Annotated in this window: 19 protein-coding genes; 9 read left to right on the top strand and 10 right to left on the bottom strand. The window is 60.0% G+C overall.

The window, feature by feature from the left end:
* Nucleotides 1-22: 22 nt before the first annotated feature.
* Nucleotides 23-541 carry a dihydrofolate reductase family protein gene (locus FY528_RS11615; protein ID WP_149071180.1) on the top strand — a complete coding sequence of 173 codons (519 nt, stop codon included), beginning with the start codon at nt 23-25 and terminating at the stop codon, nt 539-541.
* A 74-nt stretch (nt 542-615) separates the two neighbouring features.
* On the opposite strand, the gene FY528_RS11610 is transcribed toward FY528_RS11615, so the two are convergent.
* From FY528_RS11610 to FY528_RS11595, 4 genes are all read right to left on the bottom strand, one after another.
* On the bottom strand, nt 616-1,296 hold the full coding sequence (locus FY528_RS11610; RefSeq protein WP_149071179.1) for a phosphatidylserine decarboxylase family protein: 681 nt from the start codon (nt 1,294-1,296) through the stop codon (nt 616-618).
* 186 nt (nt 1,297-1,482) lie between these two features.
* Nucleotides 1,483-2,772: a Glu/Leu/Phe/Val family dehydrogenase gene (locus FY528_RS11605; RefSeq protein ID WP_149071178.1), complete on the bottom strand. Its 1,290-nt coding sequence runs from the start codon at nt 2,770-2,772 to the stop codon at nt 1,483-1,485.
* A 208-nt stretch (nt 2,773-2,980) separates the two neighbouring features.
* Nucleotides 2,981-3,934 (bottom strand): phosphatidate cytidylyltransferase, encoded by a 954-nt coding sequence (locus FY528_RS11600; RefSeq protein WP_149071177.1) that lies wholly within the window; start codon nt 3,932-3,934, stop codon nt 2,981-2,983.
* Nucleotides 3,935-3,975: 41 nt separating this feature from the next.
* Complete coding sequence (locus FY528_RS11595; protein WP_149071176.1) at nt 3,976-5,022, bottom strand: CPBP family intramembrane glutamic endopeptidase; 1,047 nt, start codon at nt 5,020-5,022, stop codon at nt 3,976-3,978.
* Between the two features lie 135 nt (nt 5,023-5,157).
* Between FY528_RS11595 and dusB the strand changes: the two genes are divergently transcribed.
* Together dusB and FY528_RS11585 are read left to right on the top strand one after the other, a co-directional pair.
* On the top strand, nt 5,158-6,147 hold the full coding sequence (gene dusB / locus FY528_RS11590) for a tRNA dihydrouridine synthase DusB (protein ID WP_149071175.1): 990 nt from the start codon (nt 5,158-5,160) through the stop codon (nt 6,145-6,147).
* 144 nt (nt 6,148-6,291) lie between these two features.
* Nucleotides 6,292-7,254, top strand: a complete 963-nt coding sequence (locus FY528_RS11585; protein ID WP_149071174.1) for a DMT family transporter — start codon at nt 6,292-6,294, stop codon at nt 7,252-7,254.
* A gap of 75 nt (nt 7,255-7,329) precedes the next feature.
* Here FY528_RS11585 and FY528_RS11580 read toward each other — a convergent pair whose 3' ends face one another.
* From FY528_RS11580 to FY528_RS11565, 4 genes are all read right to left on the bottom strand, one after another.
* On the bottom strand, nt 7,330-8,331 hold the full coding sequence (locus tag FY528_RS11580) for a lipid A deacylase LpxR family protein (RefSeq protein WP_149071173.1): 1,002 nt from the start codon (nt 8,329-8,331) through the stop codon (nt 7,330-7,332).
* Between the two features lie 65 nt (nt 8,332-8,396).
* Nucleotides 8,397-8,993, bottom strand: coding sequence for a hypothetical protein (locus tag FY528_RS11575; RefSeq protein ID WP_149071172.1), 597 nt, complete (start codon nt 8,991-8,993; stop codon nt 8,397-8,399).
* Nucleotides 8,994-9,094: 101 nt separating this feature from the next.
* Nucleotides 9,095-13,747, bottom strand: a complete 4,653-nt coding sequence (locus FY528_RS11570; protein WP_149071171.1) for a PDDEXK-like endonuclease domain-containing protein — start codon at nt 13,745-13,747, stop codon at nt 9,095-9,097.
* A 72-nt stretch (nt 13,748-13,819) separates the two neighbouring features.
* Entirely contained in the window at nt 13,820-15,598 is a 1,779-nt protein-coding gene (locus FY528_RS11565; protein ID WP_373281616.1) for an amino acid permease, read from the bottom strand.
* A gap of 248 nt (nt 15,599-15,846) precedes the next feature.
* On the opposite strand from FY528_RS11565, the gene FY528_RS11560 reads away from it, so the two are divergent.
* The 4 genes from FY528_RS11560 to FY528_RS11545 all read left to right on the top strand — a co-directional run bounded on the left by FY528_RS11560 (nt 15,847) and on the right by FY528_RS11545 (nt 19,209).
* Nucleotides 15,847-16,512 (top strand): carboxypeptidase-like regulatory domain-containing protein, encoded by a 666-nt coding sequence (locus FY528_RS11560; RefSeq protein ID WP_187632097.1) that lies wholly within the window; start codon nt 15,847-15,849, stop codon nt 16,510-16,512.
* A 72-nt stretch (nt 16,513-16,584) separates the two neighbouring features.
* Nucleotides 16,585-17,304 (top strand): carboxypeptidase-like regulatory domain-containing protein, encoded by a 720-nt coding sequence (locus FY528_RS11555; RefSeq protein WP_149071169.1) that lies wholly within the window; start codon nt 16,585-16,587, stop codon nt 17,302-17,304.
* Nucleotides 17,305-17,371: 67 nt separating this feature from the next.
* Nucleotides 17,372-18,094 carry a peptidase associated/transthyretin-like domain-containing protein gene (locus FY528_RS11550; RefSeq protein ID WP_187632096.1) on the top strand — a complete coding sequence of 241 codons (723 nt, stop codon included), beginning with the start codon at nt 17,372-17,374 and terminating at the stop codon, nt 18,092-18,094.
* A 47-nt stretch (nt 18,095-18,141) separates the two neighbouring features.
* Entirely contained in the window at nt 18,142-19,209 is a 1,068-nt protein-coding gene (locus FY528_RS11545) for a lipocalin-like domain-containing protein (RefSeq protein WP_149071167.1), read from the top strand.
* A 123-nt stretch (nt 19,210-19,332) separates the two neighbouring features.
* On the opposite strand, the gene FY528_RS11540 is transcribed toward FY528_RS11545, so the two are convergent.
* Nucleotides 19,333-20,523, bottom strand: a complete 1,191-nt coding sequence (locus tag FY528_RS11540; protein ID WP_187632095.1) for a sensor histidine kinase — start codon at nt 20,521-20,523, stop codon at nt 19,333-19,335.
* Nucleotides 20,524-20,831: 308 nt separating this feature from the next.
* On the opposite strand from FY528_RS11540, the gene hemA reads away from it, so the two are divergent.
* A complete protein-coding gene (gene hemA / locus FY528_RS11535; protein ID WP_149071166.1) occupies nt 20,832-22,109 on the top strand; it encodes a glutamyl-tRNA reductase in 1,278 nt (425 codons plus the stop codon).
* 129 nt (nt 22,110-22,238) lie between these two features.
* Here hemA and FY528_RS11530 read toward each other — a convergent pair whose 3' ends face one another.
* A complete protein-coding gene (locus FY528_RS11530; RefSeq protein ID WP_149071165.1) occupies nt 22,239-22,547 on the bottom strand; it encodes an ArsR/SmtB family transcription factor in 309 nt (102 codons plus the stop codon).
* A 251-nt stretch (nt 22,548-22,798) separates the two neighbouring features.
* Between FY528_RS11530 and FY528_RS11525 the strand changes: the two genes are divergently transcribed.
* Nucleotides 22,799-24,025 carry a Glu/Leu/Phe/Val dehydrogenase dimerization domain-containing protein gene (locus FY528_RS11525; RefSeq protein ID WP_149071164.1) on the top strand — a complete coding sequence of 409 codons (1,227 nt, stop codon included), beginning with the start codon at nt 22,799-22,801 and terminating at the stop codon, nt 24,023-24,025.
* Nucleotides 24,026-24,115: the final 90 nt, after the last annotated feature.

Raw genomic sequence — 24,115 nt, 5'->3', positions numbered from 1 at the left:
TCTTACTTATGTCTTTTCTGCTATGCGCAAGGTCGTATTCTACATTGCTGCCAGCCTCGATGGGTACATTGCTTCGCCCGATGGGTCGGTTGACTGGCTGCCCGCGCCCCCGCCCGGCGAAGACTATGGCTACGCTGATTTTCTGGCTACCGTAGATGCCACGCTGCAAGGCCGCACCACCTATGAGCAGGTGCTTACCTTCGGCGAGTGGCCCTACCCCACGCTCACCAACTACGTATTCAGTCGGCAGCTCGCGCAAAGCCCGGTTCCTTCGGTTCAGCTTGTAGCCGACGATCCTGTGCAGTACGTAACGGCGCTCAAGCAGCACCCGGGCGGTACCATCTGGCTTATTGGCGGCAGTTCCCTGGCTGCCCCGCTGCTGGCAGCCGGGCTGGTAGATGAGCTCATGCTGTTTGTGGTGCCCCAGGTGTTGGGCGCGGGCATTCCGCTCTGGCAGCCGGGCCTCCGCCTGCAGCCAACCAGGCTGCTACACACGCGCACCTGGCCCGATGGCATGGCCTTGCTGCACTACCAACTCTAGCGGGCCCTGCTTTAAAACAACCCGGCCACTCCTTAGTAGGAGTGGCCGGGTTGTTTTAAAGCCTATCTGAAAGCTTAGAACAAGCTGGGGGCGTTGGTTTTCAGTTGGGCAATGATGGTTTGCCCGCCTTTTACCTTTTCGCCGATCTGTACTTTCACCTCGGTATCCAGAGGAACGAAAATATCCACGCGGGAGCCAAACTTGATAAAGCCGAACTCTTCGCCCTGGCTTACTTCATCGCCCTCATTCACGTACCACACAATACGGCGGGCCATAGCGCCGGCAATCTGCCGGAACAGCACAAACGGACCGGCTTCCGATTCTACCACCACCGTGGTCCGCTCATTCTTGGTACTGCTTTTGGGGTGCCAGGCTACGAGGTAATTGCCGGGGTGGTACTTGAAATAGCGCACGATGCCCGAAATAGGATTGCGGGTGATGTGCACGTTGATGGGCGACATGAAGATGCTGATCTGCTTGCGCACATCGTCGAAATACTCGGGCTCGTGTACGTCCTCAATCACCACCACTTTCCCATCCGCCGGCGCTATTACCAGATCTTCGTGGGTAAACAGCCGCCGGGCCGGACTGCGGAAAAACTGCAGCAGGATCAAAAACACCAGCACGGAGATGACGGCGAATACCTTGTTGAATCCGTCGTTTTGCGCATTGTAGCGGAATAGCAGCAGATTCACGGCCAGCAAAGCCAGCAGGGTAAAGAACAGAATACGTCGTCCTTCTTTATGGATCTTCATAGAGCGTTGATTTGCGCCGGGCCCGCTTCGTGCGGCGCGTCGGTCGTCAATTCAGGAAACGGGGCAAGTCCTGCCGAGGTTGGGTGTACGGGGTAATTCCGGGTTTAGCTTACCGCAGCGTACAAATATAGCCCGAGCCATGGGGCCCGGGCTATACACAAAGAAATTTATCGGTACCGGAGCTGCTTAGAAGCCGCCGCGGTACTTGTAGGTCTGGGCTACTTTGTCAATGGCTACTACGTAGGCAGCAATGCGCATCGGAATCTTATACTTCTGGCTGGTCTGGTACACCTTCTCGAAGGCGTCAGACATGATCCGGTCGGCCCGCTCGGTTACCATTTCTTCCGTCCACTTGAAGCCCTGGCGGTTTTGCACCCATTCGAAATAGGATACCGTTACCCCACCCGAGTTAGCCAGAATATCAGGCACCACCATGATACCCTTCTCATTGATGATAGGGTCGGCCGAAGCTGAGGTAGGCCCGTTGGCGCCTTCTACAATCAGGCGGGCCTTGATGTCGTGGGCATTGTGCTCCGTAATTACGTCTTCCACGGCGGCGGGCACCAGCACGTCTACGTCGGCCAGCAGCAGGTCGTCGGCGTTTTCCATCAGCGTGGCGCCGGTGTAGCCATCAAGCCGGCCTTTGTGGGCATTCTTGTAGGCAATGGCCTCGTCGATGTTGATGCCTTTATCGTTCCAGTAGGCCCCGCTCACGTCGGATACCGCCTTTATTTTCACGCCCTGCTCGCAGAGCAGCTTAGCCGCCCAGGAGCCTACGTTACCGAAGCCCTGCACAGCGGCCGAAGCCGTTTTAGGGTCCATGCCCAGCTTCTTCATGGCGGCCAGCGCCGATACCATCACGCCGCGGCCGGTAGCCTCGGTGCGGCCCAAAGAGCCCCCCATTACCAGGGGTTTGCCCGTCACCACGGCGGGCGAGGTAGCGCCTACCGTTTTGGAGAATTCGTCCATCAGCCACGCCATTTCACGCGGACCGGTGCCCATGTCGGGAGCCGGAATGTCGCGGTCGGGGCCAAAGACGTCTTTCATCGCCAGGGTATAGCCCCGCGTCATTCGTTCAATTTCCCCCGCACTCATGGTGGTTGGGTCGCAGATGATGCCGCCCTTCGCACCACCGTAGGGAATGTCTACCACGGCGCACTTCCACGTCATCCAGGCCGCCAGGGCCTTCACCTCGTCGAGGTGTACGTTTTTATCGTAGCGGATACCGCCTTTCGAGGGGCCCAGAATGGTGTTGTGCACCACACGGTAGCCTTCAAATACGCGCACCTTGCCGTTGTCCATCGTCACAGGAATGTGCACGATTACCTGCTTGTCGGGTGCTTTCAGGACGTTGTAGGTTTCTTCGTCGAGGCCCAGGATTTCCGTGGCCACGTTGAAGCGCGACATCATGGATTCCAGCGGGTTTTCGGCATCGACGCGGGGGGCGGGTTCTTTGTACACCGTGGTGGCAGCCATACGGGTAAGAAATAAGGGTGAGGGTGGGTAGAAATGGCGCTGCAGCGGCAAGGGTGGAAGTTTGCCCGGCAACGCCAACGGAATTTAAGACGCCAAAGGTAGCAGTTTATGCCATACGCGGACCGCTACCGCTTGGATGTGACGCCCGCCGCTTTTGCCCGGTATCCAGCTATGCCGAAGCCGCCTCAGTAACTACGGCCGCGCCTTGCTACCCCAGCAGCAACTGCAGCAAAGCCAGTACCGGCAGAATAAACAGGAAGGCGTCGAACCGGTCGAGCAGGCCGCCGTGGCCGGGCAGGATGCGGCCCGAGTCTTTTACGCCCACGCTACGCTTAAGCATGGACTCTGCCAGATCACCAATGGGCCCAAACACGGCCACCACGCCGGCAACGACCAGCCGGTAGGTAAGTGGCAACTCGGGCAATAGGTAGCCCAATGCCCAGCCCGTAGCTAGGGTAATGAGGAAGCCGCCCACGGCCCCTTCCCAGGTTTTGCCGGGCGAAATCTTAGGCGCCAGCTTGTGCCGCCCGAAGGTTTTGCCCGCCGCGTACGCCCCAATGTCCGACGACCAGACCAGGAACAGCAGCGCGAAAATGCGGCGGTAGTCGTAGCCGTGCGCATCGAAGGCCAGCACGCTCAGCAGGCTCATGGGTAGGCTCACGTACAGCAGCCCCAGCAAGGCCACGCCCACGTTGGCAAACGGGGCCAGCTGCTGATTTTCCCGTGGCCAGGCCAGCATTTCCCGCAGGATGAGGATGGTGGGCAGCAGCAACCCTATTCCATACAAAACCCCTTTTGCAATGGGCAACGCATCAAACCAGACCTCAGCGGCACCCATCGGGTAGATGGTTCCAGCCCGCTCAACCCCAGCATAGTGGTAAACACTGTTTACGTAATGAATGGCCCCAAAAAGCCCCAGACTTAAGGCTCCTCCCAGCAGCGCGGCTGGCTTGTAGCCGACTTCCCGCATCATGCGGTAGAACTCCCAGAGCATCCGCATCTGCACTAGGCCGAAAAACAAGGCAAACGTCCAGGCGCTGTACCAGATGCAGAACAGCAGCACAATGGCACCCAGCACCCCATAGAGCAGGCGCTGCGCCAGGTTGGACATGGGCTTTTTCTCGGAAGCAGCAGAAGGGGCGGGAGCGGGAGAGTCGGGCAAGCGGGAGCGAGGTGTAGAGGCGGAAACAGAAAAAGCAGGCGCTAAAGCGGTGCCTGGGGCCGGGGCGCTGGCTCCACCCCGTGGCTGGTGAGGGTGTGGCCCAGGGGGGGCGTACTGCCGCCCACCAGCAAGCCTTCACCCGTGAGCGTATGGCTCACCACGGGCGCCCCGGTATAGCCAAACTTCTGGTAGGCCAGCCGCAGCAAGCCCAGCGTGAGTACGGCGGAGAGCAGCATCCAGGGCCAGGGCAAAGCCTCCGTCGAGTCGGGGTCCAGCGTGGCGCTCAGGGTGCCGCGCTGCTGGGCGTAGAGGAGCAGAATCTGCACGGCGTTCTGGGCAAAGTGCGCGGCCATGGGCACCAGAATGTTGCCGCTCCAGGCGAAGAGGTAGCCCAGCACCACGCCCAGCACCAGGCGCGGCACAAAGCCAAAGAACTGCATGTGAATGGCACTGAACAGAAAGGCCGACAGCCACACGCCCGCGTGGTAGGAGCCAAACAAGCGAATAATTTGCTTTTGCACCACGCCCCGAAATACCAACTCCTCACTGATGGCCGGCACCACCGCAATAACCAGCAGGCCCACCAGCAGCCGGCCCGTAGAGGTAAACTGGGTGAGGTACTGCGTCAGGTCCTGGGCCTGGGTTTCCTTGTCGCGGGCCCACACCTCAAACTCGTGCATGAACGCGGGGAACTGCGCATTGGCGTTCCAGGCAATCAGCCCCGACATGGCCGGCAAACTCAGCACAATGATGGCGGCTGCCAATAGCAGCCACCACGCGGGCACCGGGCGGCGCGGCGCAAAGTAGCTGGCCCAGCTACGCCCCTGAATAGACGCCAGTGCCAGCGCTGCCCCGGCAAAGCCCACAAACAGCAGCAGGCCTTGCGACAACATCAGCACGCTCCAGCCGTGGGGGTTATTACCGGGGTTTTGCGTTACGGCACCCAGTTCAAACACACTGATGTGAAAGAAAATACTGGCCACCACGGCAATCAGAAACGTGGCCAGGCACACGGCCGCCAGCATCAGCCCCACCAGCAGCAGCAGGGCGAGCAAGGGGTGTAGCCGGCTGGAAACGAAACCTTTCATATGTGTTCGGGGTCTTGGAGGCTTAGGATTCTGGGGGCCGGGATGCCGTGCAACGTCTTTACGCAAGAACGTCAGCCAAGACCCTAAGACCCTGATATAGTCGTAAATTTGCGCAAAATACTAGAATAGCCTGCCGTGGTACACATCCGCAACATTGCCCTGCCCGATTTCCCGCTTTTGCTCGCCCCCATGGAGGACGTGTCCGACCCCCCATTCCGGGCCGTGTGCAAGCAGGGCGGTGCCGATTTGATGTACACCGAATTCATTTCTTCGGAAGGCTTGATTCGGGCCGCGGCCAAAAGCCGACAGAAGCTCGACGTGTTCGACTACGAACGGCCCATCGGCATTCAACTGTTTGGCTCCGACGTGGACACCATGGGCGAGTGTGCCCGTATCAGCACTGAAGCTGGCCCCGACCTCATCGACATCAACTATGGCTGCCCGGTGAAGCAGGTAGCCTGCCGCGGCGCTGGCGCGGCCCTGCTGCGCGACATTCCCAAGATGGTGCAGATGACGGAGGCCGTGGTGAAAGCCACCCACCTGCCCGTGACGGTAAAAACCCGCCTGGGCTGGGATGAGGCGACCAAAAACGTGGAGGAAGTAGCCGAACGCCTGCAGGATATCGGCATTGAGGCCCTCACGGTGCACGGCCGCACCCGCGTGCAGATGTACAAGGGCGAGGCCGACTGGCGCCTGATTGCGGCCATCAAGAACAACCCCCGCATCCGGATTCCCATCTTCGGCAACGGCGACATCGACTCGCCCCAGAAAGCCGTGGAGTATAAGAACCGCTACGGCGTGGATGGCGTCATGATTGGGCGCGCCGCCATTGGCTACCCTTGGATTTTCCGGGAAGTAAAGCACTACGTGGCCACCGGCGAGCTGCTGCCCCCGCCCACCGTGGAAGAGCGGGTGCAGGCCTGCCGCTTTCACTTCGACAAGAGCCTGGAATGGAAGGGCCCGCGGGCCGGTGTGTTTGAGATGCGCCGCCATTACGCTCAGTATTTCCGTGGCCTGGAAGGTGCCCGCCAGTGGCGCACCCGCCTGGTAGACAGCAACGACCCCACGGAAATCCACGCCATCATGGACGAAATCATTGCTGCCGAGCCGATGCTGGTGGGGTAACCTTAAAGTCTCTTTATCCATTTGTCATCCTGAGCAAAGCGAAGGACCTTATCGCGTTAGAACAATTTGTGTTCAGGCGTAATGAGGTCCTTCGCTCTGCTCAGGATGACAGGCGTTTTGCCTCTCCTGCTTTCTACTGCCGCTATGCCTATTGATACCCCCGCGCCGGCCGTTTCCGTTGCGCCCGAAAATACGCCCGTAGCCTCTCCCCCACCCCACCGCGTGCCGGCCTCGGCCTGGGGGCTGCTTATCTTATTGGCCGGTATCTGGAGCACGTCCTTTATCCTCATGAAAAAAGGCTTGGTAGTGTTTTCGGCCCTGGAGCTGGGCGCCACCCGCGTGACGGTAGCTGCCCTTATTCTGCTGCCGTTTGCCCTGCGCCACGTGCGGCAAGTGGAGCGCAGTCGGTTCAAGTGGCTGCTGCTGAGCGGCGTAATTGGCACGCTATTACCGGCCTTCCTGTTTGCCTACGCCGAAACCAAAATGGCCTCGGGCCTAGCTGGCGTGCTCAACGCCCTCACCGTGGCTTTCACTTTGCTAATGGGCGCCCTGTTTTTCGGGCAGCGCATAACAGGGCTGCGGCTGGCGGGTATTGGGGTGGGCTTGCTGGGCACCGTCGTGCTTATTGCGCTGGGCGGCAGTGGCGGCACGGCCACGCCCACTGGCGAGGGCAATGCCTGGTACGGCCTCTATATTGTGCTGGCCACCGTGGGCTACGGGGTGAGTATCAACATGATCAAGCACCACTTCCACGGCATTCCGGCGGTGGCTGTCACGGCGCTACTGCTCATGCTCATCGGGGGCCCGGCGGTGCTGTATCTACTGCTGGGCACCCAGTTCCTGTACAAGCTCCAGCACGTGCCCGGCGCCTGGACGGCCTTCGGCTACATCGCCTTGCTGGCTACCATGAGTACCGCCGTGGCTATGATCTTATTCAACAAGCTCATTCAGCAGTCTACGGCCCTGTTTGCTTCGTCCAACACCTACCTGGTGCCCGTGATGGCGCTGGCCTGGGGCGTACTTGATGGCGAAACCATCAACGGCTGGCACCTGCTGGGCATGGCCATTATCCTGCTCAGCGTATTCATCATCAACCGAGCGAAGTGAGAATCGGAGAGTAATGAAGAATGAGTACGCGGCTTGGCTTGGCGCGGGCTGTACCAATTTCTCTTTCTTCATTCCCTAAAACCCCACCAACAAGCTGAACTGCGTCCATTTATGGGAGCGGGCTCCTGCAAACTCCGGGGAAATCCAGAAGGCGGAGGTTTCCAGCCGCACACCGGCGTAGCCCAAGCCTAGGGTACCGGTGCCAATGGCCACCGTGCGGCTGATGGCTTGGGCAGGCAGCTCGTAGGGGTTATCACGGCGGAGCAGGCCACCTTGCAGGGTAGCATCATAGCCTACGACGCGGCCTTCAAGACGCGCTTCAGTGTATAGCTGAACGCGGCGCAGCTGCTGACGATTTGCGCGGCTGCTCACGCCCAGGTTCGCGAAATAAGGATTGAGCAAGCCTACACGAAGGCGGGCATCGGCGCCAGCATAGGTACGCAGGGTACCAAGGCTGGCGGTGGCACCACCGATGAGCTCCACAGCCCGGCCTACATGAGCCAGCCGTCCTTCGAGGCGACCCATATAGCCCAGCACCAGGTCGTTTTGAATCTGGTAGTCCCAGCCGCGCGGCGTGGGAGCACCTAGCCATTTGTGCAGCTTGGTTTGAAATCCTTTGGCTCCGGCAGCTGGCCCAATCACGCCCAATTGCAGCCCGGTAGTCAGGCGCAGGTGGCGGGTGGGCCGGTTGAGAGTTCGAAAGAAATCGGCGTAGAGGTAAGAAGCGTAGGGCCGGTCGCCCACCCGAATAAAGGCATCCTGAATGCGCAGGGGCGTAAATCCATCGTAATGCACCCGCACACCGAAATACTCAGTGCCCTTGGCCCGCCCCAGACGCAGCAGGTGGTGGGTGGGCAACCGGGCCAGGGCGGGGTGTATCGAGGTGCCCGTCATGCCCTGGGTGAAGTAGTAGTCCGTGCGGAAATAGGCGTCGTTGGCGAAGGTGTAGCCGATGAGCCGGTCGGAGCCGAGGCGCAGGGAATCGGGAGGAACCGGAGCAGCCCGGGTCACAGCGTTTACCGGGCCCAAACCCAGCAGGCTGACTGCCGCTGCCCCCAGTAATTGAACGTTTAGCATCAGCCGTACATACGCGGTGCCTGGGGGTAGCGGGTTGGCGGGTGCCTTCTACTAGCTGCCTGTGCTTACAGCGCGGCATCATACATGTAGGGCCAGTTGTGGCAGCGGGCCGGCAAGTGGAGGCGCGTGGGGTGAGCCAGCAAGTACTGCCGAATGCGGGCCAGCTCAAGGCCGTTCAGCACGGGCAGCACGTGGAAGCCCGTTTGCCAGAAATCGGCTTCGGGCGGAAGCTGGCCGCGCAGCAGGCGGCGGGCCTGGGCAGTGGTGCGCTGGTGCAGCAGTTCCAGGGCTTTGTAGAGGGACAGGTTCGAGCTGGCCGGCAGATGCAGCACCGCATGGACGTGGTTGGTGGTTTGCACCAGGCACGGCACCCGCAGGCCCTGCTCCTCCAGCATCAGCAGCTCCCCGGCCACGGCTTCGGCAATTTTCTCCTTTTCCAGGTAGATGCCGCCCACTGTGGCTGCATCCAGAAGCGCGTCGAAGTCGGCGAAGAAGCGTTTGTCGGCGCGGCGGGTGGTAGCCTGAGCGGCTTCGGGGGTGGCAGCCGTGCGGGCGGCTTCCTGGGCGGCTATGCGCTGCTGCTGCAACTCACGGCCGGCGCGGGCCGGAATGGAGCCAGCCAGGCGCAGGGTAAGCAGGATGGTTTCGCCGGGTGGAAGCATAATTTTGTCGGCTATGGAGGGCGCAGCAGATTTTAAATAGGAGGCTCGTGTGTAGCCCCGTTCAGGGGCAGAATTCACCTGCAGATTTAGGGCAATGAAAGTCAGTTTTCGAAGAGCGGTGGAAAGGTCAAGGGCAACTGGCGGGGCGGGGTCTCGGCTGCCAGCGAAACCGCGGGTGGTGCCTGCAGTAAATCTGGGAATGCCACGTAACGACGAGCCAGAACGTGGCTGCTAGGGGCACTCCCTTTCGTTGTGGGCCTTATTCCCAGCTCAGCCAAGTGCAGCAGCAGGCTCTGTTCCGTTTCTGACCGCCAACGCACCCAGGCAGAGGCAAAACAGCGCCAAAAGCGCCAGCCGGCCCGCTCTAACACCCGCTGCCGCCGTAAGTCATCGAACCACCGGTCAGGACCATGGTATTGGTCTCCGTCGCACTCCACGGCCAGCCGCTGGTCGTTTTCACCTTCTACTACCAAGTCGATACGGTATTGTCCTACCCTCACCTGAGGCTGTACCCGGTAGCCCCGCTCCGTCAGGAAATCATACACCTCCCGCTCAAACTCCGATTCACACTGCGTGCGCAAACTGCCTACCTGATGCTCGTCCTGGGTATAGGGACTCACAAAATGAGCCAGCAGCTTACGCCGCAGCTGGTCAGCGGGGCTCAGGTCCTCAACGTCTACGCTCCGTACCAGGTACATTCGGTCCCGGGCCCGTGATGCGGCCACGTTGAAGCGCCGCTCGTCGTCTTTATGCCCCAGCGCCTTCGGCTTCCCCGACACCACCAACGACAGAAATATAATATCGCGCTCCTTGCCCTGAAAGGTGTGTGCGTCGCCGCAGGCCACTTGGTGATGCAACATGGCTTCCAAACCAATTTCTCGTTCCAGCTCCACCCAGATCAGTTGCGCCTGCTTGTCGGCCAGCAGCGAAATCACCCCGATGGAGCGCCCGGCAAACAACGGGTCTGCTACCAGCGCTTTAATTTCGGCCACGATAAAGCGCGCCTCAGCCGGGTTGGTGTCGCCCGTTCGTATTCCATCCTCCACCAACACGTCTACCAGAGGCGGATCCAGTCGCTCGGAAGCCTTTGGCAGCCGCAAGGGATTCAGCCTGTGCTCATAAAACTCGCGTTTGGAATACTCGATAATTGGGCCAACGCACCGGAAATGCTCCCGCAACGGCAGCTGCGAGTCGGAGAAAACCACCTGAAACAGCTGGTAAATAGAATGACTGGGCGAAAGCTGCGGCCGGTACAAGCTCGGCTGCGTGTTCAGGAACCGGTTCATGAGCTCGTTTTCCTTTTCCTGGGTAAGCCCGCTGAAGCCGGGCCCCACCTGCTTATCGTCGCCCACGATGAGTACTTTGCGCGCCCGTAGCAGTGCGGGCAGTGCCAGGAGGTTCGACTGCGAGGCCTCATCGATAATTACCAGGTCGAAGGCCCCCAATTCGGCTGGCAGGGACTCAGACACCCGGTAGTGCGGCATAATCCAACAGGGAATTGCGGCGTTGGCAACCAGAGCGGCGGCCCGTGCGTCGTGCCGATAGCGGCCTACGCTCTTGCCGGTTCCCTTCCCTATTTTCACAACGGCATTACGGTAGGCTTGTAAGGCACTGCGTACCTCGGGGGTGGCATTCAGCGCCAGTTGCAGCCAGGTTTTCTGCTCTATGATTTCATGGTAAGCACGTGCTAGCTTCGCTTCCGTTCGCTCACGGTCGGCAGCCAGCTGTTGAAGCTCCGCGCGGGCATCCAGGGCGCAAAGGTGGTTATTGAGCCGGCGCAGCCGCCAACGTCGCTGCCAGTCAGCGGGCAGGAGGGCATCGGTAGGGCCGGTGGCGGGCTGTTCGCGTAGCTGGGTGGCCCACCGGGGCGCCCCGGAGCAGGCAATACGCTCGGTAACTACTGTAACCGTGTCCAGCCACTCGCGCAACTCGTGTACGCGCCGCAGCTCCTGCGCAAGCGCGGCCCATTGCTCCCTTAGCTCAGCATCGGTAATAGCGGGCTGGCCCAGAATCGTATTAAAAAAATGCCGTAATGCTTCACTAATGGGACCAGAGGCACCCTGCAAGGCCTGGGTATACTGCTCGCGTTCAGTCCAAGCTGCTTCGGAATGCAGCCGCAGCTGGTGTTGCTGGAGTAGCTCAGCCGCCGCAGCCAGCGTGGCCGGCAGTAGCTTTGCAGCCCGCGCTGGCGCCCATGTGGGCAGCAGTTGCTGCAGGGTGTCCCGCAGGCTAGCTTCAGCCGCCTGAATGGCGCCTAGTTCCTCGTATCTTTCGTAGTATCGAAGTGCCTCTTGCAAGGCAGGCACGGGCTCGGCCGTGGTCAGTGGTGGCAGCGCCAGCTCAGCGGCCAGCGTATTCCAGCGGATAACCAACTCATGTAAGTGTCGCAACAGCAGCAGAAATTGCTCCACATGCTCCCAATCGGCCGACGTGGCAGGAGCGCCCGTAAGTATTTTTATTTCTGCCAGACGCTGTTTTTGCGTGGTTTTACCAAACCAGCCAGTCAGCCCGAAGGGTCGAAAGCCCTGCGCCAGGTTGCCTACGGCGGCTAGCAATTCTTCGTCAAGTTCGGCCTGATAGGGCAGGCGCACCGGGCGGGCTACAAAAGCCTGCCGCTTGGCCACCGCGGTCCGCAGGTCCTGACCTAACTCCTCCAATAATTCATAGAAGTCACCGTGCTGCGCGTCATCAAGCCGTTGCCATTGAACGGCAAGCCACGGCAGCGCAGCCGTAACCTGTAGCTGGTGCTGCACCTGCGTTATCTGGGCCAGGGCCTCCGTTACCTGCTCCAGCGGGTTGGAGCCCACCGACAGCGGAGGCAGGGCACCGGAGGCCACCGCCGCTTGTAGGGCCAGGGAGCGGCAAAGCTCGTGGTGAGTACGCAATAGCTCAGGAATTTCTGGTAGCTCCGCCAGCTCAGGCAGCTGCACCATGCGGTACGGCAAATCGGCTCCTACCTTACACCGTGCGGCGCGCAGAGCCGTTATGTGTGTGTCATCAAATTGTGGACGGAAGGCGGGCGTGCACTGCAGATCATCCGGCAGCCACTCAGCCACATCCAGCGCTGCCACCACTTCCCGGGCCGCTTCCCGGGCCTCCACCGGTTCGCCATCCAGTTCCAACGCCTGCAAATTCTGCTGTCCCCAGTACCCAATACGCCGATCAATGTAAGCCAACTGACTGTGGCAGGCATCCAGCTGCGTAACGAGGTCCTCAACGCGGCGGTTTGTAGCGGCAGGGTCCAGACGCTGAACCTCCTCGGCGATGCGCTGCACCGCGTGTTCAAATTGCTTCAGGCCCTCCCGCTCACTGGTTAGCAGGCTGATGGCCAGGGGCTGTACGGTGACCGGCAGCTTGTCACGTAGCACGGCCAGCGCAGGGTCCTTCATGGAGGTGACGAGTACCCGCCGGCCCAGTGCCAGGTAGTGGCAGATGACGTTGGCTATAGTATGTGTCTTGCCTGTACCCGGCGGTCCTTGTACCACCACACCCGGAGCATGCTCCAAGAGCTGCACGATGCGTACCTGCTCATCGTTGAATGGCAACGGAAAGTACAGCTCCTGGACACTGCTGCCCGGGGCCGGCTCACCCACCAGGGATAAACCGCGGAAAGAGGGCAGCACGTTATGGGTGTGGTAAGTGGCTGGGTTCCGCACTAGTGCAGCTACTGCAGCGGGCAGCTCAGCCGCCGGCCGCTCCACCTGGGCATGTAAGGCATCAAGGTCCTGCAACAAGACGTTATTGCTACGGGGACGGGCATACAGTACCCAGGTATCAGTAACCTGAAGTTGGGGTGTAGCCCGGGGCAGCAACCGGGCGGCATTAGGCGCATCATCGGGCAGGTAACGCCCTTGGGCGTCAAGGACTGCCGCCGCCAGTCGGAGCACGGCTTCGTAGCTGGAGGGCTCCGCAGGCGACAGATAAGGCTCGTTTTCCAACAGTGGGCGGCTACCTTGCTCCAACTGGGCAAGTCCCGCCACATCCAGCGCCACGTACGCATCCAGCTCCAGCCGGCTTGGCAGCTGCCGCGGGCGAACTTCCAGCGCCATATCGTCGGGATTTAGCGTCAGTTCTACCAGACGTGTCAGAAGAGGGTAGCGCACTTCTGACATGCCTGTTTGCCAGACGGTTACACCCATCCCCCATACTAGTTCCAGAGCGGTTTCACTCAGGCCACCTTCGAGCTGCTGCTTGAGCGCATAAAGGCGCGAGTACCAGTTTATGGTACGGCGACGTTGGGTTTCGGATAGCGCCCAGGGCTGCCACTGCTGCTTTGTGTACTGACTCAGCGCCGACTCAAGAAGAGGTGCTGCCGCCAAACGCCTGATGGACACCGGCACCAAGGGGTCGTAGCCGACGGCGGTGGCGGCTTCGGGGGGCAGTAAACCAAGCCGCAGAGCTGTTTGAGCGGATAGTTCGTTTTTTAGCTGAGGTGGCCGGCTTGGGTCGTTGTGCAGTTCCGTGAGGGTTGCCAGCTGAAGATCGGCAATCGGGGGCGGGGCCTGTTCTTTCAGCCGTTCCACCCGTAACCAAACCTCCGCGTTCGGGCTGATTCCGGAAGCTAAGCCCGGGCCCTTCGTATTGAGCCATACCCCGGGAAGTCCGTCGAGCTGTGCCTCCAACACGTGAAAAGGATGGTGCGTTACATCGGCTACCGGAACCGTCCGTAATCGTACGCTTTCTTTGGTATAGGCCAATAGAGCCAGGAGCCGCTCCCGCTCAACAGACCGGCCGGAAGATGAAGAGGATAGCATAAAAAAACCGTCCGGCTCTTACGCAAGTGTAGAAGCCGGACGGGTTCAAGATAATCTAAAATCTGTTTCGGCTTAGCTAGCCACCGGGCGGTTTTTCAAACCCAGCTTGGAGTGTTTGTAGCCGTAGTTGAAGTACAAGGCCAGCCCGATAATCAACCAGCCGAAGAACAGCAGCCAGTTGTTGATGCCCAGCTGCGTCATCAGGTAGAGGTTGGTGAGCAAGCCCAGCGTGGGCAGCAAGCTCAGCTTCTTGCGGAACGACAGCCAAGCCAGCGCCAGGCAGAACACGATGAACACCAGCATAGGAATATAGTGACGGAACTCCTCGTAGCCCCCGTCGCCGCGCACGGCGCTGCCAAACTCGCGCAGGCCGGCTTGGTTGTAGGCAAACAGCAGGCCCAGCCCGATGAGCATGATGAGCGGCGTCAGGAATTGCCCGTTGATGTAGGGTACCTTGAAGCGAGCATCGGAGCGGCCGTAGGGGTCGATGATGAGGATGCCGCCGCACACCAGCGCAAAGGCAAACAAGGTGCCGATGCTGGTCAGGTCAATTACCAGGTCCATGTTCAACAGCATGGCCGGCACGCCCACGAAAAAGCCCGTGACGATGGTGCTGAACGAGGGTGTGTGGAAGCGCGGGTGCACCTTGGCAAACACCGGGGGCAGCAGCCCGTCCCGGCTCATGGTCATCCAGATGCGGGGCTGCCCGATCTGGAACACCAGCAGCACCGAGGCCATGGCGAAGATGGCACTCACTGCTACTACGCCGGCCAGCCAGTTGAGGCCCACTTTCTGGAACACGAAGGCCAGCGGGTCGCCCACGCCCAGCTCCGTGTAGCTCACCATGCCGGTGAGTACCAGCGTGATGATGACGTAGAGCACGGTGCAGATGATGAGGGCGTAAATCATGGCCCGGGGCAGGTCGCGCTGCGGGTTCTTGCATTCCTCGGCCGTAGTGCTGATGGCATCGAAACCGATGTAGGCGAAGAACACCGCCGACACGCCCTTAAGCACGCCGCCGATGCCGTTGGGGGCAAACGGGCTCCAGTTGGCCGGGTTCACGTAGAACACGCCCACCCCGATAACGGTGGCCACCACAATCAGCTTGAGCAGCACCAGCAGGTTGGAGGCGTTTTTGGATTCCTTGATGCCGATGTACACCACCGCCGTAATGAGCAGGGTGATGAGGCCAGCAGGCAGGTCGATAACCAAGCGAAGGCCGCCGAACAGCTCCGGGGCGGTGCTCCAGGCGTGGTAGCCCACCATCTGCGCCGACTCGGCCGCGGGCAGGGGCTGGCCGGCCTGCATCAGCGCCAGCACTTCGTTGTAGTACTTGTGGGCGCTCTGCATGCCCATCGTAAGCCAAACAGGCACATTCACGCCTATCCCCGAGAGTAGCCCGGTAAAGTAATCAGACCAGGATATGGCCACCACGATGTTGCCAACGGCGTACTCCATGATCAGCGCCCAGCCGATAATCCAGGCAGCCAGCTCCCCGAAGGAGGCGTAGGCGTAGGTATAGGCCGAGCCCGAAACCGGAATGGTGGCCGCAAACTGCGCGTAGCACAAAGCCGAAAATGCGCAGGCTATGGCCGTGAACACAAACAGCAGCGACACGGCCGGGCCGCCGTCGTGGGAGGCATTGCCAATGGTGCTGAAGATGCCCGCCCCGATAACGGCGGCAATGCCCAGGGAGGTCAGGTCGCGCACGGTGAGGTGGCGGGCCAGGCCATGCTCGCCGGGGTGGGAGCCGTGCAGGTCCTCATCAGCCGGCGGGTTGGACAGCAGATCCGTGAGGGATTTGCGGCGGAACAGGCCGCTGGTACGCGTGGGAAGAAGCGGAGTAGACAATGTGGGTGTAGGGGCTGGTAGATGGGGTGAGGGAATTTCAGGCCCAAAAGATAGAGAATAATGCGGCGGGGCGCGGTATCCGGCGCATAGCCGATAGGTAAGTTCAGTTGGCTGTTGCAGGAAATAGGGCGGCCTGCTTATGGAATCGAGCTGGGTTGGGCATCTGCTTATAGTCCATCTGCCCTCTTGCTATGCCGGCCCGCCCTACCCTCACCGTCCCTCAGCCCTGCCATGAAAGCTGGGCCGCCATGACACCCGACAATCAAGGACGCCATTGTGCCGCTTGCAACAAAGTGGTGGTCGACTTTACCCGCATGAGCGACGCGGAACTACTGGCTTTTCTACACCGGCAGCCAAGCACCAGCTGTGGCCGGTTCACGTCCCAGCAACTTAACCGCCCGTTGCTAGTACCAGTAGAATCTTCGTTGTGGCGGCGGTGGCTGGCGGCCGTTGCGCTGGCGCTTGGGTTAAGTGAGGTGGTAGCCAGCAGCGCCCGGGCCCAGGCGCCGGTTTCGCAATTGGGGCAGCAGCCGGAAGAAACATATGCTGATCATTCTCCGGTAAAATCCTCTTCTAATAGGAAGGTAACAGCTTCAGCAGCTTCACTAGTGCTAGTTCATGGGCGGGTGTTAGCCTCCGACACGCGCGAAGGTCTTCCTGGTGTCACAGTTTTGATAGTGGGCTCTAACATGAGCACATCAACTGCGGCTGATGGCTCCTTTAAGCTCCTCATTCCAGCCGATCAGCTAACAGCAAAACGCAAAATCACGCTCAGCTACTCTACGGTTGGTTTTATAAAACGAGTGCAGCGCGTAAGAATCATGGGCTTACCGATAGAAATTCCCTCAGTGCAGCTGAAAACTGAAGACACAGTATTAGGAGGCATTGCTTTTCTACCGGCTTCAACCAACTGATATCCCCCTACCAAGTTGATTCGCCAAGTTCGTATTGCGTGGCCTACTCATATCATTTAGTTAGTGTCTTTTATGCCTACTATCACCGTCCCGACGCCTTGCCCCGAAAGCTGGGCAGCCATGACGCCCGCTACCCAAGGGCGCCACTGCGCCGCTTGTGATAAAGTGGTCGTCGATTTCACCCGCATGACGGATGCGGAGCTGTTGGCGTTTCTGCAGGGGCAACCCAGTGGTTGCGGGCGGTTTCGGGCAGATCAGGTGCGACCAACGCTTCGCCAGCACCGGCGAGCCTGGCACCTTTGGGCGGCAGCGGTGGCTTGGGTGGGCAGCGTGCTGGTTGTTCCGCGTCCGGCGTTTAGCCAGCAAGCTGTTCAGGTTTCACCGTCGTGGCAGCCGGTAGCGTCGGTTCAGCCGAAACGCTTAATACACTCGGAACATGACGCACGTATTCTGCGGGGGACGGTGGTCGACTCGCTACGTAACCCGTTGCCGGGCGTAACCGTGCTACTGAAAGGTACGGTGCTGGGAACCTTGACCGATGATACCGGACAGTTTGAACTGGCTCTGCCTGAGGGTTCATCAGCGGTAGAATATATAACTGTCACCTATATCGGCTACCAACCGCAGAGCTTACCTGCTACGCAATTTCTGCAGGCCGATGCCGTTGTCATACTCTATGCGGATTGGGTAATCATGAAGGATTCGACGGTAACCGGCGGCTACTGCGCCTTCCCTCATTGGTATACACCACGCGGGGTGTGGTGGCGGGTTACCCAACTATTCCGCCGCTAATACTCTTCTAGCTCTTTCCTAACTTATGCTTACTATCAATATCCCCTGCGCCCAGCCCTGGGCAGGTATGACCCCAACTGCTGGTGGCCGCCATTGCGCCGCCTGCGAGAAGACGGTGGTTGATTTCACCTCGTTGACGAGTGAGCAACTACTGGCAGCCCTGCACCAGCCGGAAAAGGTATGCGGCCGGTTTCGGCCAGATCAGTTGCATGCCCCGGCCTTGCCTGCTAGCCGCGCAGCCCGGAACTGGACACAATGGGTGGCTGCGGCAGCTATAACACTCAGCAGTTGCGGTACGCCCGACGCATTGCCCCTACAGCTCCGGACTTCGCCCGTTACGGTTGACGGCAACTACGTGCTAGTGAGGGGCAAGGTGGTAGACAAAACAGACGGCCGCCCGCTACCCGATGCGCTGATCATCAGCTTAGCCGATACCTCCTTTCGCACCACATCCGATTCCACGGGGCACTTCACGCTGAAGCTACCGCAGCAGCTGCGCGACTCCCTGTTATATGCGGTTGGCCACACTTCACCACAGGGGTATACTCAAGGCTACATCGGCCGGCGGCTGCGCCCGGAGCAAACGGCCGAGATACGGTTGCGGCCAGATCCTAACGCCGGGGTATTGGGCGAGCCAGCCCCAGTGACGCTGGAAGCCGGCGAAATGCGCTACCCCCTGCGCCTGCTGGCTCCCCCGCCCCCACCACCCCGCTTGTCTACCGTTCAATTCCCGGCGGCTGAAAGCGCCGGACCTACCGAAGACTCTGTCGAAGTATTTGAGGCTCCCTAGCTGCTTATCCCAAACCTTTCCCGCCCCAAAACCCTTATTCCGGCAGTATGAGACAACTGCTGCTGGCTACCCTGCTATTTATAGGCACCCTCTCGGGCTGCGTCCTCAAGCCCACTAACAAGTACGACGTGTTCACGGAGCGGGCCCAGCTGCCCCATGAGGAAGCCGTACACGCCCGCAATTCCCTGGAGTGGTGGTATTTCACCGGCCACCTGCGCGACAAGGTTACCGGCGAAACCTTCGGGGTGGAGTACGTCTTCTTCCACTTCAACCTCACCGGCAAGCAGGACTGGCAGATGGTGAACTTCGCCCTCACCGACCCCAAAACCCAGCAGTTCCGCTACGACTACAAAGTAGAGAAGCTTCCCGCCCTCCTGGCCCCTACCCTGCCCCTGGCTTTGCACATGACCAAGCAAGACCAGCAATGGACGCTTTCCGGGCAGGAAGGCCGCTACCAGCTGCAGGCCCGCATGGCCCAGCACCCCGGTCAGGCCATCAACCTCAGCACCGTGCCCAGCAAGCCCATTCTACTACACGGCGGCACCGGCTACGAAAACTACGGCGACGTGGCCCGCGCCGGCTACTACAGCTACCCCCGCCTCCAGGCCACCGGCACCATCGAGGTCGATGGCAAAACCCACGAGGTGGAGGGCGAACTGTGGTACGACCGGCAGTGGAACTGCAACTCCGTCACCAACAAGGGCATTGGCTGGGACTGGTTCAGCATCCAGCTCGACGAGCCCCGGGAAGAGCTGATGGCCTACCACCTGTTCGACAAGAAAACCGGCAAAGCCGTGGATGGCGGCTCCCACTTCGGCCCCCAGGGCCAGAACACTCATCTGGCCGGCACCGACTTCCAGCTCGAAACCCTGGAGTACTGGACCAGCCCTACCACCCGACGGCGCTACCCCAGCAAGTGGCGCCTGCGCGTGCCCAGCCAGGGCTACGACCTCACCATCACCCCCGTCATGGCCGATCAGGAGCTGACGCTCCGGCTGTTTGCGGGCATCGGCATGAGCTACTGGGAGGGCATGTGCCGCGTGGAAGGCACCCACCACGGCCGTCCCGTCACCGGCAACAGCTATGTTGAAATTACCAACCGGGGGAAGGAGTGAAGTTTTATAGAACTGTCATCCTGAGCAAAGCGAAGGACCATATCCCGGTAGAACAAGTCGTTTACACGGGATAAGGTCCTTCGCTTTGCTCAGGATGACAGTTCCTTTTGTCTACTCTCTCATTTACTCATTGAGTATCAGCCGGAAAGTAGTGCCGCGGCCTACTTCGCTCCACTTCACGAAGAGCTTGCCCTCGTGGTAGTTCTCGATAATGCGCTTAGCCAAGGCCAGTCCCAGCCCCCAGCCGCGCTTTTTGGTAGTATAGCCCGGCAGGAATACCCGGTCTACTTTGCTTTTGGGAATGCCTTTGCCGGTGTCGGTAATATCAATGGCAATCTGGTGCTTGCTGCGCACGGGACGGCGCAGGTGCAGCGTGATGCTGCCCTTGCCATTCATGGCATCCACGGCATTCTTGCAGATGTTCTCAATCACCCAGTCAAATAGCGGCACATTGACCTGGGCTGTGGTGCCCGGCAGCAGGTCGTCCTGAATGGTAAACACCACTTTCCGCGACAACCGGCTTTGCAGGTACTCGATGGCGTTGCGGGTGGTGGTGGCAATGTCTTCGGACTTCAGAATGGGGACCGAGCCGATGTTACTGAACCGCTCCGTAATAATCTGCAGCCGCCGGATATCCTTGCTGAGTTCCTCCACAATGGGCTCATCCTTGAACCGCTCACTCTCAGCCAGGTAGCTCTGCCAGGCCATCAATGACGACAGCGGCGTACCCAGCTGGTGGGCCGTTTCCTTGGCCAAGCCCACCCACACGCGGTTTTGCTCGGCCCGCCGCGAGTAGCTGAAGGCGAAGTAGGCAATGACACTCAAGCAGGTAATCACGGCCAGTTGCACCAGCGGGTAGGTGCGCAGTTGCCCCAGCAGCACCGAGTCGCGGTAGTAGATATAGTTGCGCAGGCCGGCGCCCAGCTCCACCACAATGGGCGGGTGCAGCTGCTTCATCTCCTCCACTTCCTCCCGCAGAAAGGCAATGCGCTTTTCTTCCGACAGCCGCGCCGGAATCGTCAGGTTGCGGGCATCCAAGGGGTTGCCGTCCCCATCGGTCAGGATAACGGGAATGGTTTTGTTGGCGTCGATGATTTCATTGGAGACGAAGTTGGTGTTGGCATCGTCTACCTCCGAGCTGATCATGAAGCGCAGGGTGCGGGCGTAGAGGTCAATTTGCTGCTGCTCCCGCTCCGAAAGGCGCTGCACCAGCAGGTTGGTATAAATCACCGTAATGGCCCCGATAAACAGCGCCACGCCCACAATGACGAGCTTAATGCGGGACTTCTGGTCGTAGATGGGCAGAGAGGGCACGGGCAGAGACGAGAGGTGTGGCCGCCAGCCCAAGGCACGGCGGCGTGAGGTAGGGGTACGAAAGTACGGGCTTCGTGGGCACAGCCCGGTGGTTTTTTGACTTTTTACGAACGCCCAGGCATCCCATAATGATGGGATGCCGAGTAGGGAAATGCATGATTTTTATCATCCTTTTCCAGCGCAGAGGCCTTTTTCAACGAATTAGGCTTCATCAGTGCTTCCCCCGAACCCCTTAGGTGGATTGGCTGTTAGCATACTACTTAATTGTACCGTAATTTTGCCGCCTACCATACGCACTAATCCGCGCTATGCTCCACCCGTTCAAGGCCATTAGTCTTTCCTTCAAAAAAACGCCGCTCGCCATCCGCGAGCTGATTGCGTTGGACGAGACGGCCTGCCGCCATTTTCTGCACACCCTGCACCACGACCTGGGTCTTTCCGACCTGCTCGTGCTGAGTACCTGCAACCGCACGGAGGTCTACTACGCGTCTGAGCGCGACCATAGCCCCGCCATCATTGAGGCGCTGGCCCAGCTCAAGGGCCTCACCGATACCGACATCACGGAGTACTACCCCTACTTCGACCTGCTGAACACCTACGAAGAGGCCGTACAGCACCTATTTGAGGTAGCCATGGGCCTCGATGCCCAGGTAGTCGGCGACCTGCAGATCAGCAACCAAGTGAAGATGGCCTACCAGTGGTCAGCTGATGCCGATGCAGCCGGGCCGTTCCTACACCGCTTGCTGCACACGGTATTCTTCACCAACAAGCGCGTGCAGCAGGAAACCTCCTTCCGCGACGGCGCCGCTTCTACCGCCTATGCGGCCCTGGAGCTGGTAGAAGAACTGACCGCCGACGTAGCCAACCCGCGCGTACTGGTAGTAGGCCTCGGCGAAATCGGGGCCGATGTGTGCCGCCACCTCGGCGACAGCAAGGTGTTCCAGAACGTGACCATCTGCAACCGCACGCGCAGCAAGGCCGATGCTCTGGCCCAGGAGTGCGGCCTGCAGGTGCTTGACTTCGAGCGGCTGGTAGAAGGCCTGAAGGATGCCGACGTCATCATCAGCAGCATAGCCCGCGACGAGCCGTTCTTTACCCGGGAACTGGTAGAGCGCCTGGAAGTGCTGAGCTACAAGTTTTTCATTGATCTTTCCGTCCCGCGCAGCATTGCCTCCGAGGTAGAGCAGGTGCCTGGCGTGCTGGTGTACAACATCGACGCTATCCAGAGCAAGGCCTCGGCCGCCCTGGAGCAGCGCCTGGCCGCCGTGCCGCACGTGCGGGCCATCATTGCCGAAAGCATTGCCGGCCTCGCCGACTGGGCTAAGGACATGCTCGTCTCCCCGCTGATTCAGCGGATGAAAGCCGGGCTGGAGCAGCTGCGCCAGGAAGAGCTGGACCGCCACCAGAAGAAGCTCTCCGCGGAGGAAGCCAAGCGCCTCGACGACATCACCCGCAACCTCATGCAGAAGGTACTGAAGCAGCGGGTATTGCAGCTCAAAGCCGTTTGCCGCCGCGAAGATGCCGAGCAGCTTATCGATGTGCTGTCGGAGCTGTTCGATCTGGAAAAGCAGCCCACTTCCGCCTAAGCTTCCCCGACTATAACTTGAGGGTGCCCCGTTTCTGCAGCTGGCAGAAGCGGGGCACCCTCGTTTTTGGGCACAAAAAAGCCGCTTTCTCAGCGGCTTCTCTGCGTTAGGTAGCGGGGCTACCCGGGCTTACATCGTATCGCAGCACTCTTCGAGCGAGTCGATAACGTCCAGCAGTTTAGGAATTGAGAGGGAGTAGTAGATCTTGGTGCCGACCTTGAAGGAGGACAGAATCCCCCGGTCTTTCAACGTGATAAGATGCTGGGAGGCAATAGCCTGCGGCAAATCCAGGTTGCGGTATATCTCCGTAACGGTGAGCTTGTCTTCTTTACCCAGCAGATCGACGATGGCGAGACGCTTGGGGTGCGCCAGCACCTTCAGCATCGCGGCAGCTTTATCTACTTTCTTCGATTCGACGCGAGAAAGCAATGGTTTCATATAAAATGACGGTGTGAAAAGGCGGGGGGAGTTGAGTATGGTTAATACGCTATACACTACCCCCAAAGTTCCGATTATCCAATGTTATGCCTGAAAGATTTCCTCTGACCTGCTCAAAAAGCAGCTTTACGAATGACAAATAGCGACTAGGGGCGTTAAAATATCCAAAAATATTCAGAATCGGCGGCCTTTGCGGGGCGTGCTTACCTTTGCGCGCAATTCTACTCCACCCACCCTACCCCCTGCTGCTCATGCGCGACCTGTTAGCCAAGTTCGAAAACAAGCGCCCGGAAATCGTTTTTGAATGGAAAGATGCCGAAACCGAAGCCGAAGGCTGGGTCGTCATCAACTCCCTGCGGGGCGGGGCGGCCGGCGGCGGCACACGCATGCGTAAAGGGCTGGACAAGCGCGAGGTAGAGAGCCTGGCCAAAACGATGGAAGTGAAGTTTACCGTTTCGGGACCGGCCATTGGCGGGGCCAAGTCGGGCATCAACTTCGACCCGCAGGACCCGCGCAAGCGCGGCGTGCTGGAGCGTTGGTACCGCGCCGTGATTCCGCTGCTGAAAAGCTACTACGGCACCGGCGGCGACCTGAACGTGGACGAAATTCACGACGTGATTCCGATTACGGAGGACTATGGCCTCTGGCATCCGCAGGAAGGCGTAGTAAACGGCCACTACCGCGCCACCGAGCCCCAGAAGATTCAGAAGGTAGGCCAGCTGCGCCAGGGCGTCATCAAGGTGGTGGAGAACGAGGAGTTCACCCCCGACCGCCGCCGCCGCTACACCGTGGCCGACCTGATTACGGGCTACGGCGTGGCCGAGGCTGTGCGCCACTACTACGAGCTGTGGGGCGGAGAGCTGGCCGGCAAGCGCGCCATCATCCAGGGCTGGGGCAACGTAGGGGCCGCCGCGGCCTACTACCTAGCGCAGCAGGGCGTGCGCATCACCGGCATCATCGACCGGGCCGGCGGGCTGCTCAAGCCCGAGGGCTTCTCGTTCGAAGAAATCCGGGCGCTGTTTCTGCGCCGCGAAGGCAACGCCCTCACGGCCGACAACCTGCTCTCTTTCGAGGAAATCAACCAGCAGATCTGGACCAGCGGGGCCGAAATCTTTATTCCGGCGGCGTCCTCGCGCCTCGTGGCTCAGGGTCAGGTAGAGCAGCTGATTGCGGCCGGGCTGGAGGTGATTAGCTGCGGGGCCAACGTCCCGTTCCAGGACCCGGAAATCTTCTTCGGCCCCACCGGCGAGTACGCCGACCAGCACGTGTCGGTCATCCCCGATTTTATTGCCAACTGTGGTATGGCTCGGGTGTTTGCCTACCTGATGGAAACCAACGCCGAAATCACCGACGAGGCTATTTTCAGCGACACCTCACACATCATCCGCACGGCCCTGGCCCGCACCCGCCAGCAGGGTGAGCAGCGTACCGGTCTGGCCATGAAATCCTTCGAGCTGGCTTTGCGGCAATTAGTATAACAGGGAGTTAGGATTTTAAAGGCTTGGGTGGCGTTTAACTAACCGTTGTTCAGTAGAACGCCAACCAAATCCCTAAAATCCTGAGTTCCC

Source organism: Hymenobacter lutimineralis, assembly GCF_008271285.1.
Taxonomy (GTDB): domain Bacteria; phylum Bacteroidota; class Bacteroidia; order Cytophagales; family Hymenobacteraceae; genus Hymenobacter; species Hymenobacter lutimineralis.
This window is presented reverse-complemented; position numbering and strand designations above follow the sequence as displayed.

What these genes read in the sequence shown, in the direction of transcription:
- FY528_RS11615 (WP_149071180.1), top strand. Translation starts at nt 23, where the DNA reads ATGCGCAAGGTCGTATTCTACATTGCTGCCAGCCTCGATGGGTACATT.
- FY528_RS11610 (WP_149071179.1), bottom strand. Translation starts at nt 1,296, where the DNA reads ATGAAGATCCATAAAGAAGGACGACGTATTCTGTTCTTTACCCTGCTG.
- FY528_RS11605 (WP_149071178.1), bottom strand. Translation starts at nt 2,772, where the DNA reads ATGGCTGCCACCACGGTGTACAAAGAACCCGCCCCCCGCGTCGATGCC.
- FY528_RS11595 (WP_149071176.1), bottom strand. Translation starts at nt 5,022, where the DNA reads ATGAAAGGTTTCGTTTCCAGCCGGCTACACCCCTTGCTCGCCCTGCTG.
- FY528_RS11585 (WP_149071174.1), top strand. Translation starts at nt 6,292, where the DNA reads ATGCCTATTGATACCCCCGCGCCGGCCGTTTCCGTTGCGCCCGAAAAT.
- FY528_RS11580 (WP_149071173.1), bottom strand. Translation starts at nt 8,331, where the DNA reads ATGCTAAACGTTCAATTACTGGGGGCAGCGGCAGTCAGCCTGCTGGGT.
- FY528_RS11575 (WP_149071172.1), bottom strand. Translation starts at nt 8,993, where the DNA reads ATGCTTCCACCCGGCGAAACCATCCTGCTTACCCTGCGCCTGGCTGGC.
- FY528_RS11570 (WP_149071171.1), bottom strand. Translation starts at nt 13,747, where the DNA reads ATGCTATCCTCTTCATCTTCCGGCCGGTCTGTTGAGCGGGAGCGGCTC.
- FY528_RS11560 (WP_187632097.1), top strand. Translation starts at nt 15,847, where the DNA reads ATGACACCCGACAATCAAGGACGCCATTGTGCCGCTTGCAACAAAGTG.
- FY528_RS11555 (WP_149071169.1), top strand. Translation starts at nt 16,585, where the DNA reads ATGCCTACTATCACCGTCCCGACGCCTTGCCCCGAAAGCTGGGCAGCC.
- FY528_RS11550 (WP_187632096.1), top strand. Translation starts at nt 17,372, where the DNA reads ATGACCCCAACTGCTGGTGGCCGCCATTGCGCCGCCTGCGAGAAGACG.
- FY528_RS11545 (WP_149071167.1), top strand. Translation starts at nt 18,142, where the DNA reads ATGAGACAACTGCTGCTGGCTACCCTGCTATTTATAGGCACCCTCTCG.
- hemA (WP_149071166.1), top strand. Translation starts at nt 20,832, where the DNA reads ATGCTCCACCCGTTCAAGGCCATTAGTCTTTCCTTCAAAAAAACGCCG.
- FY528_RS11530 (WP_149071165.1), bottom strand. Translation starts at nt 22,547, where the DNA reads ATGAAACCATTGCTTTCTCGCGTCGAATCGAAGAAAGTAGATAAAGCT.
- FY528_RS11525 (WP_149071164.1), top strand. Translation starts at nt 22,799, where the DNA reads ATGCGCGACCTGTTAGCCAAGTTCGAAAACAAGCGCCCGGAAATCGTT.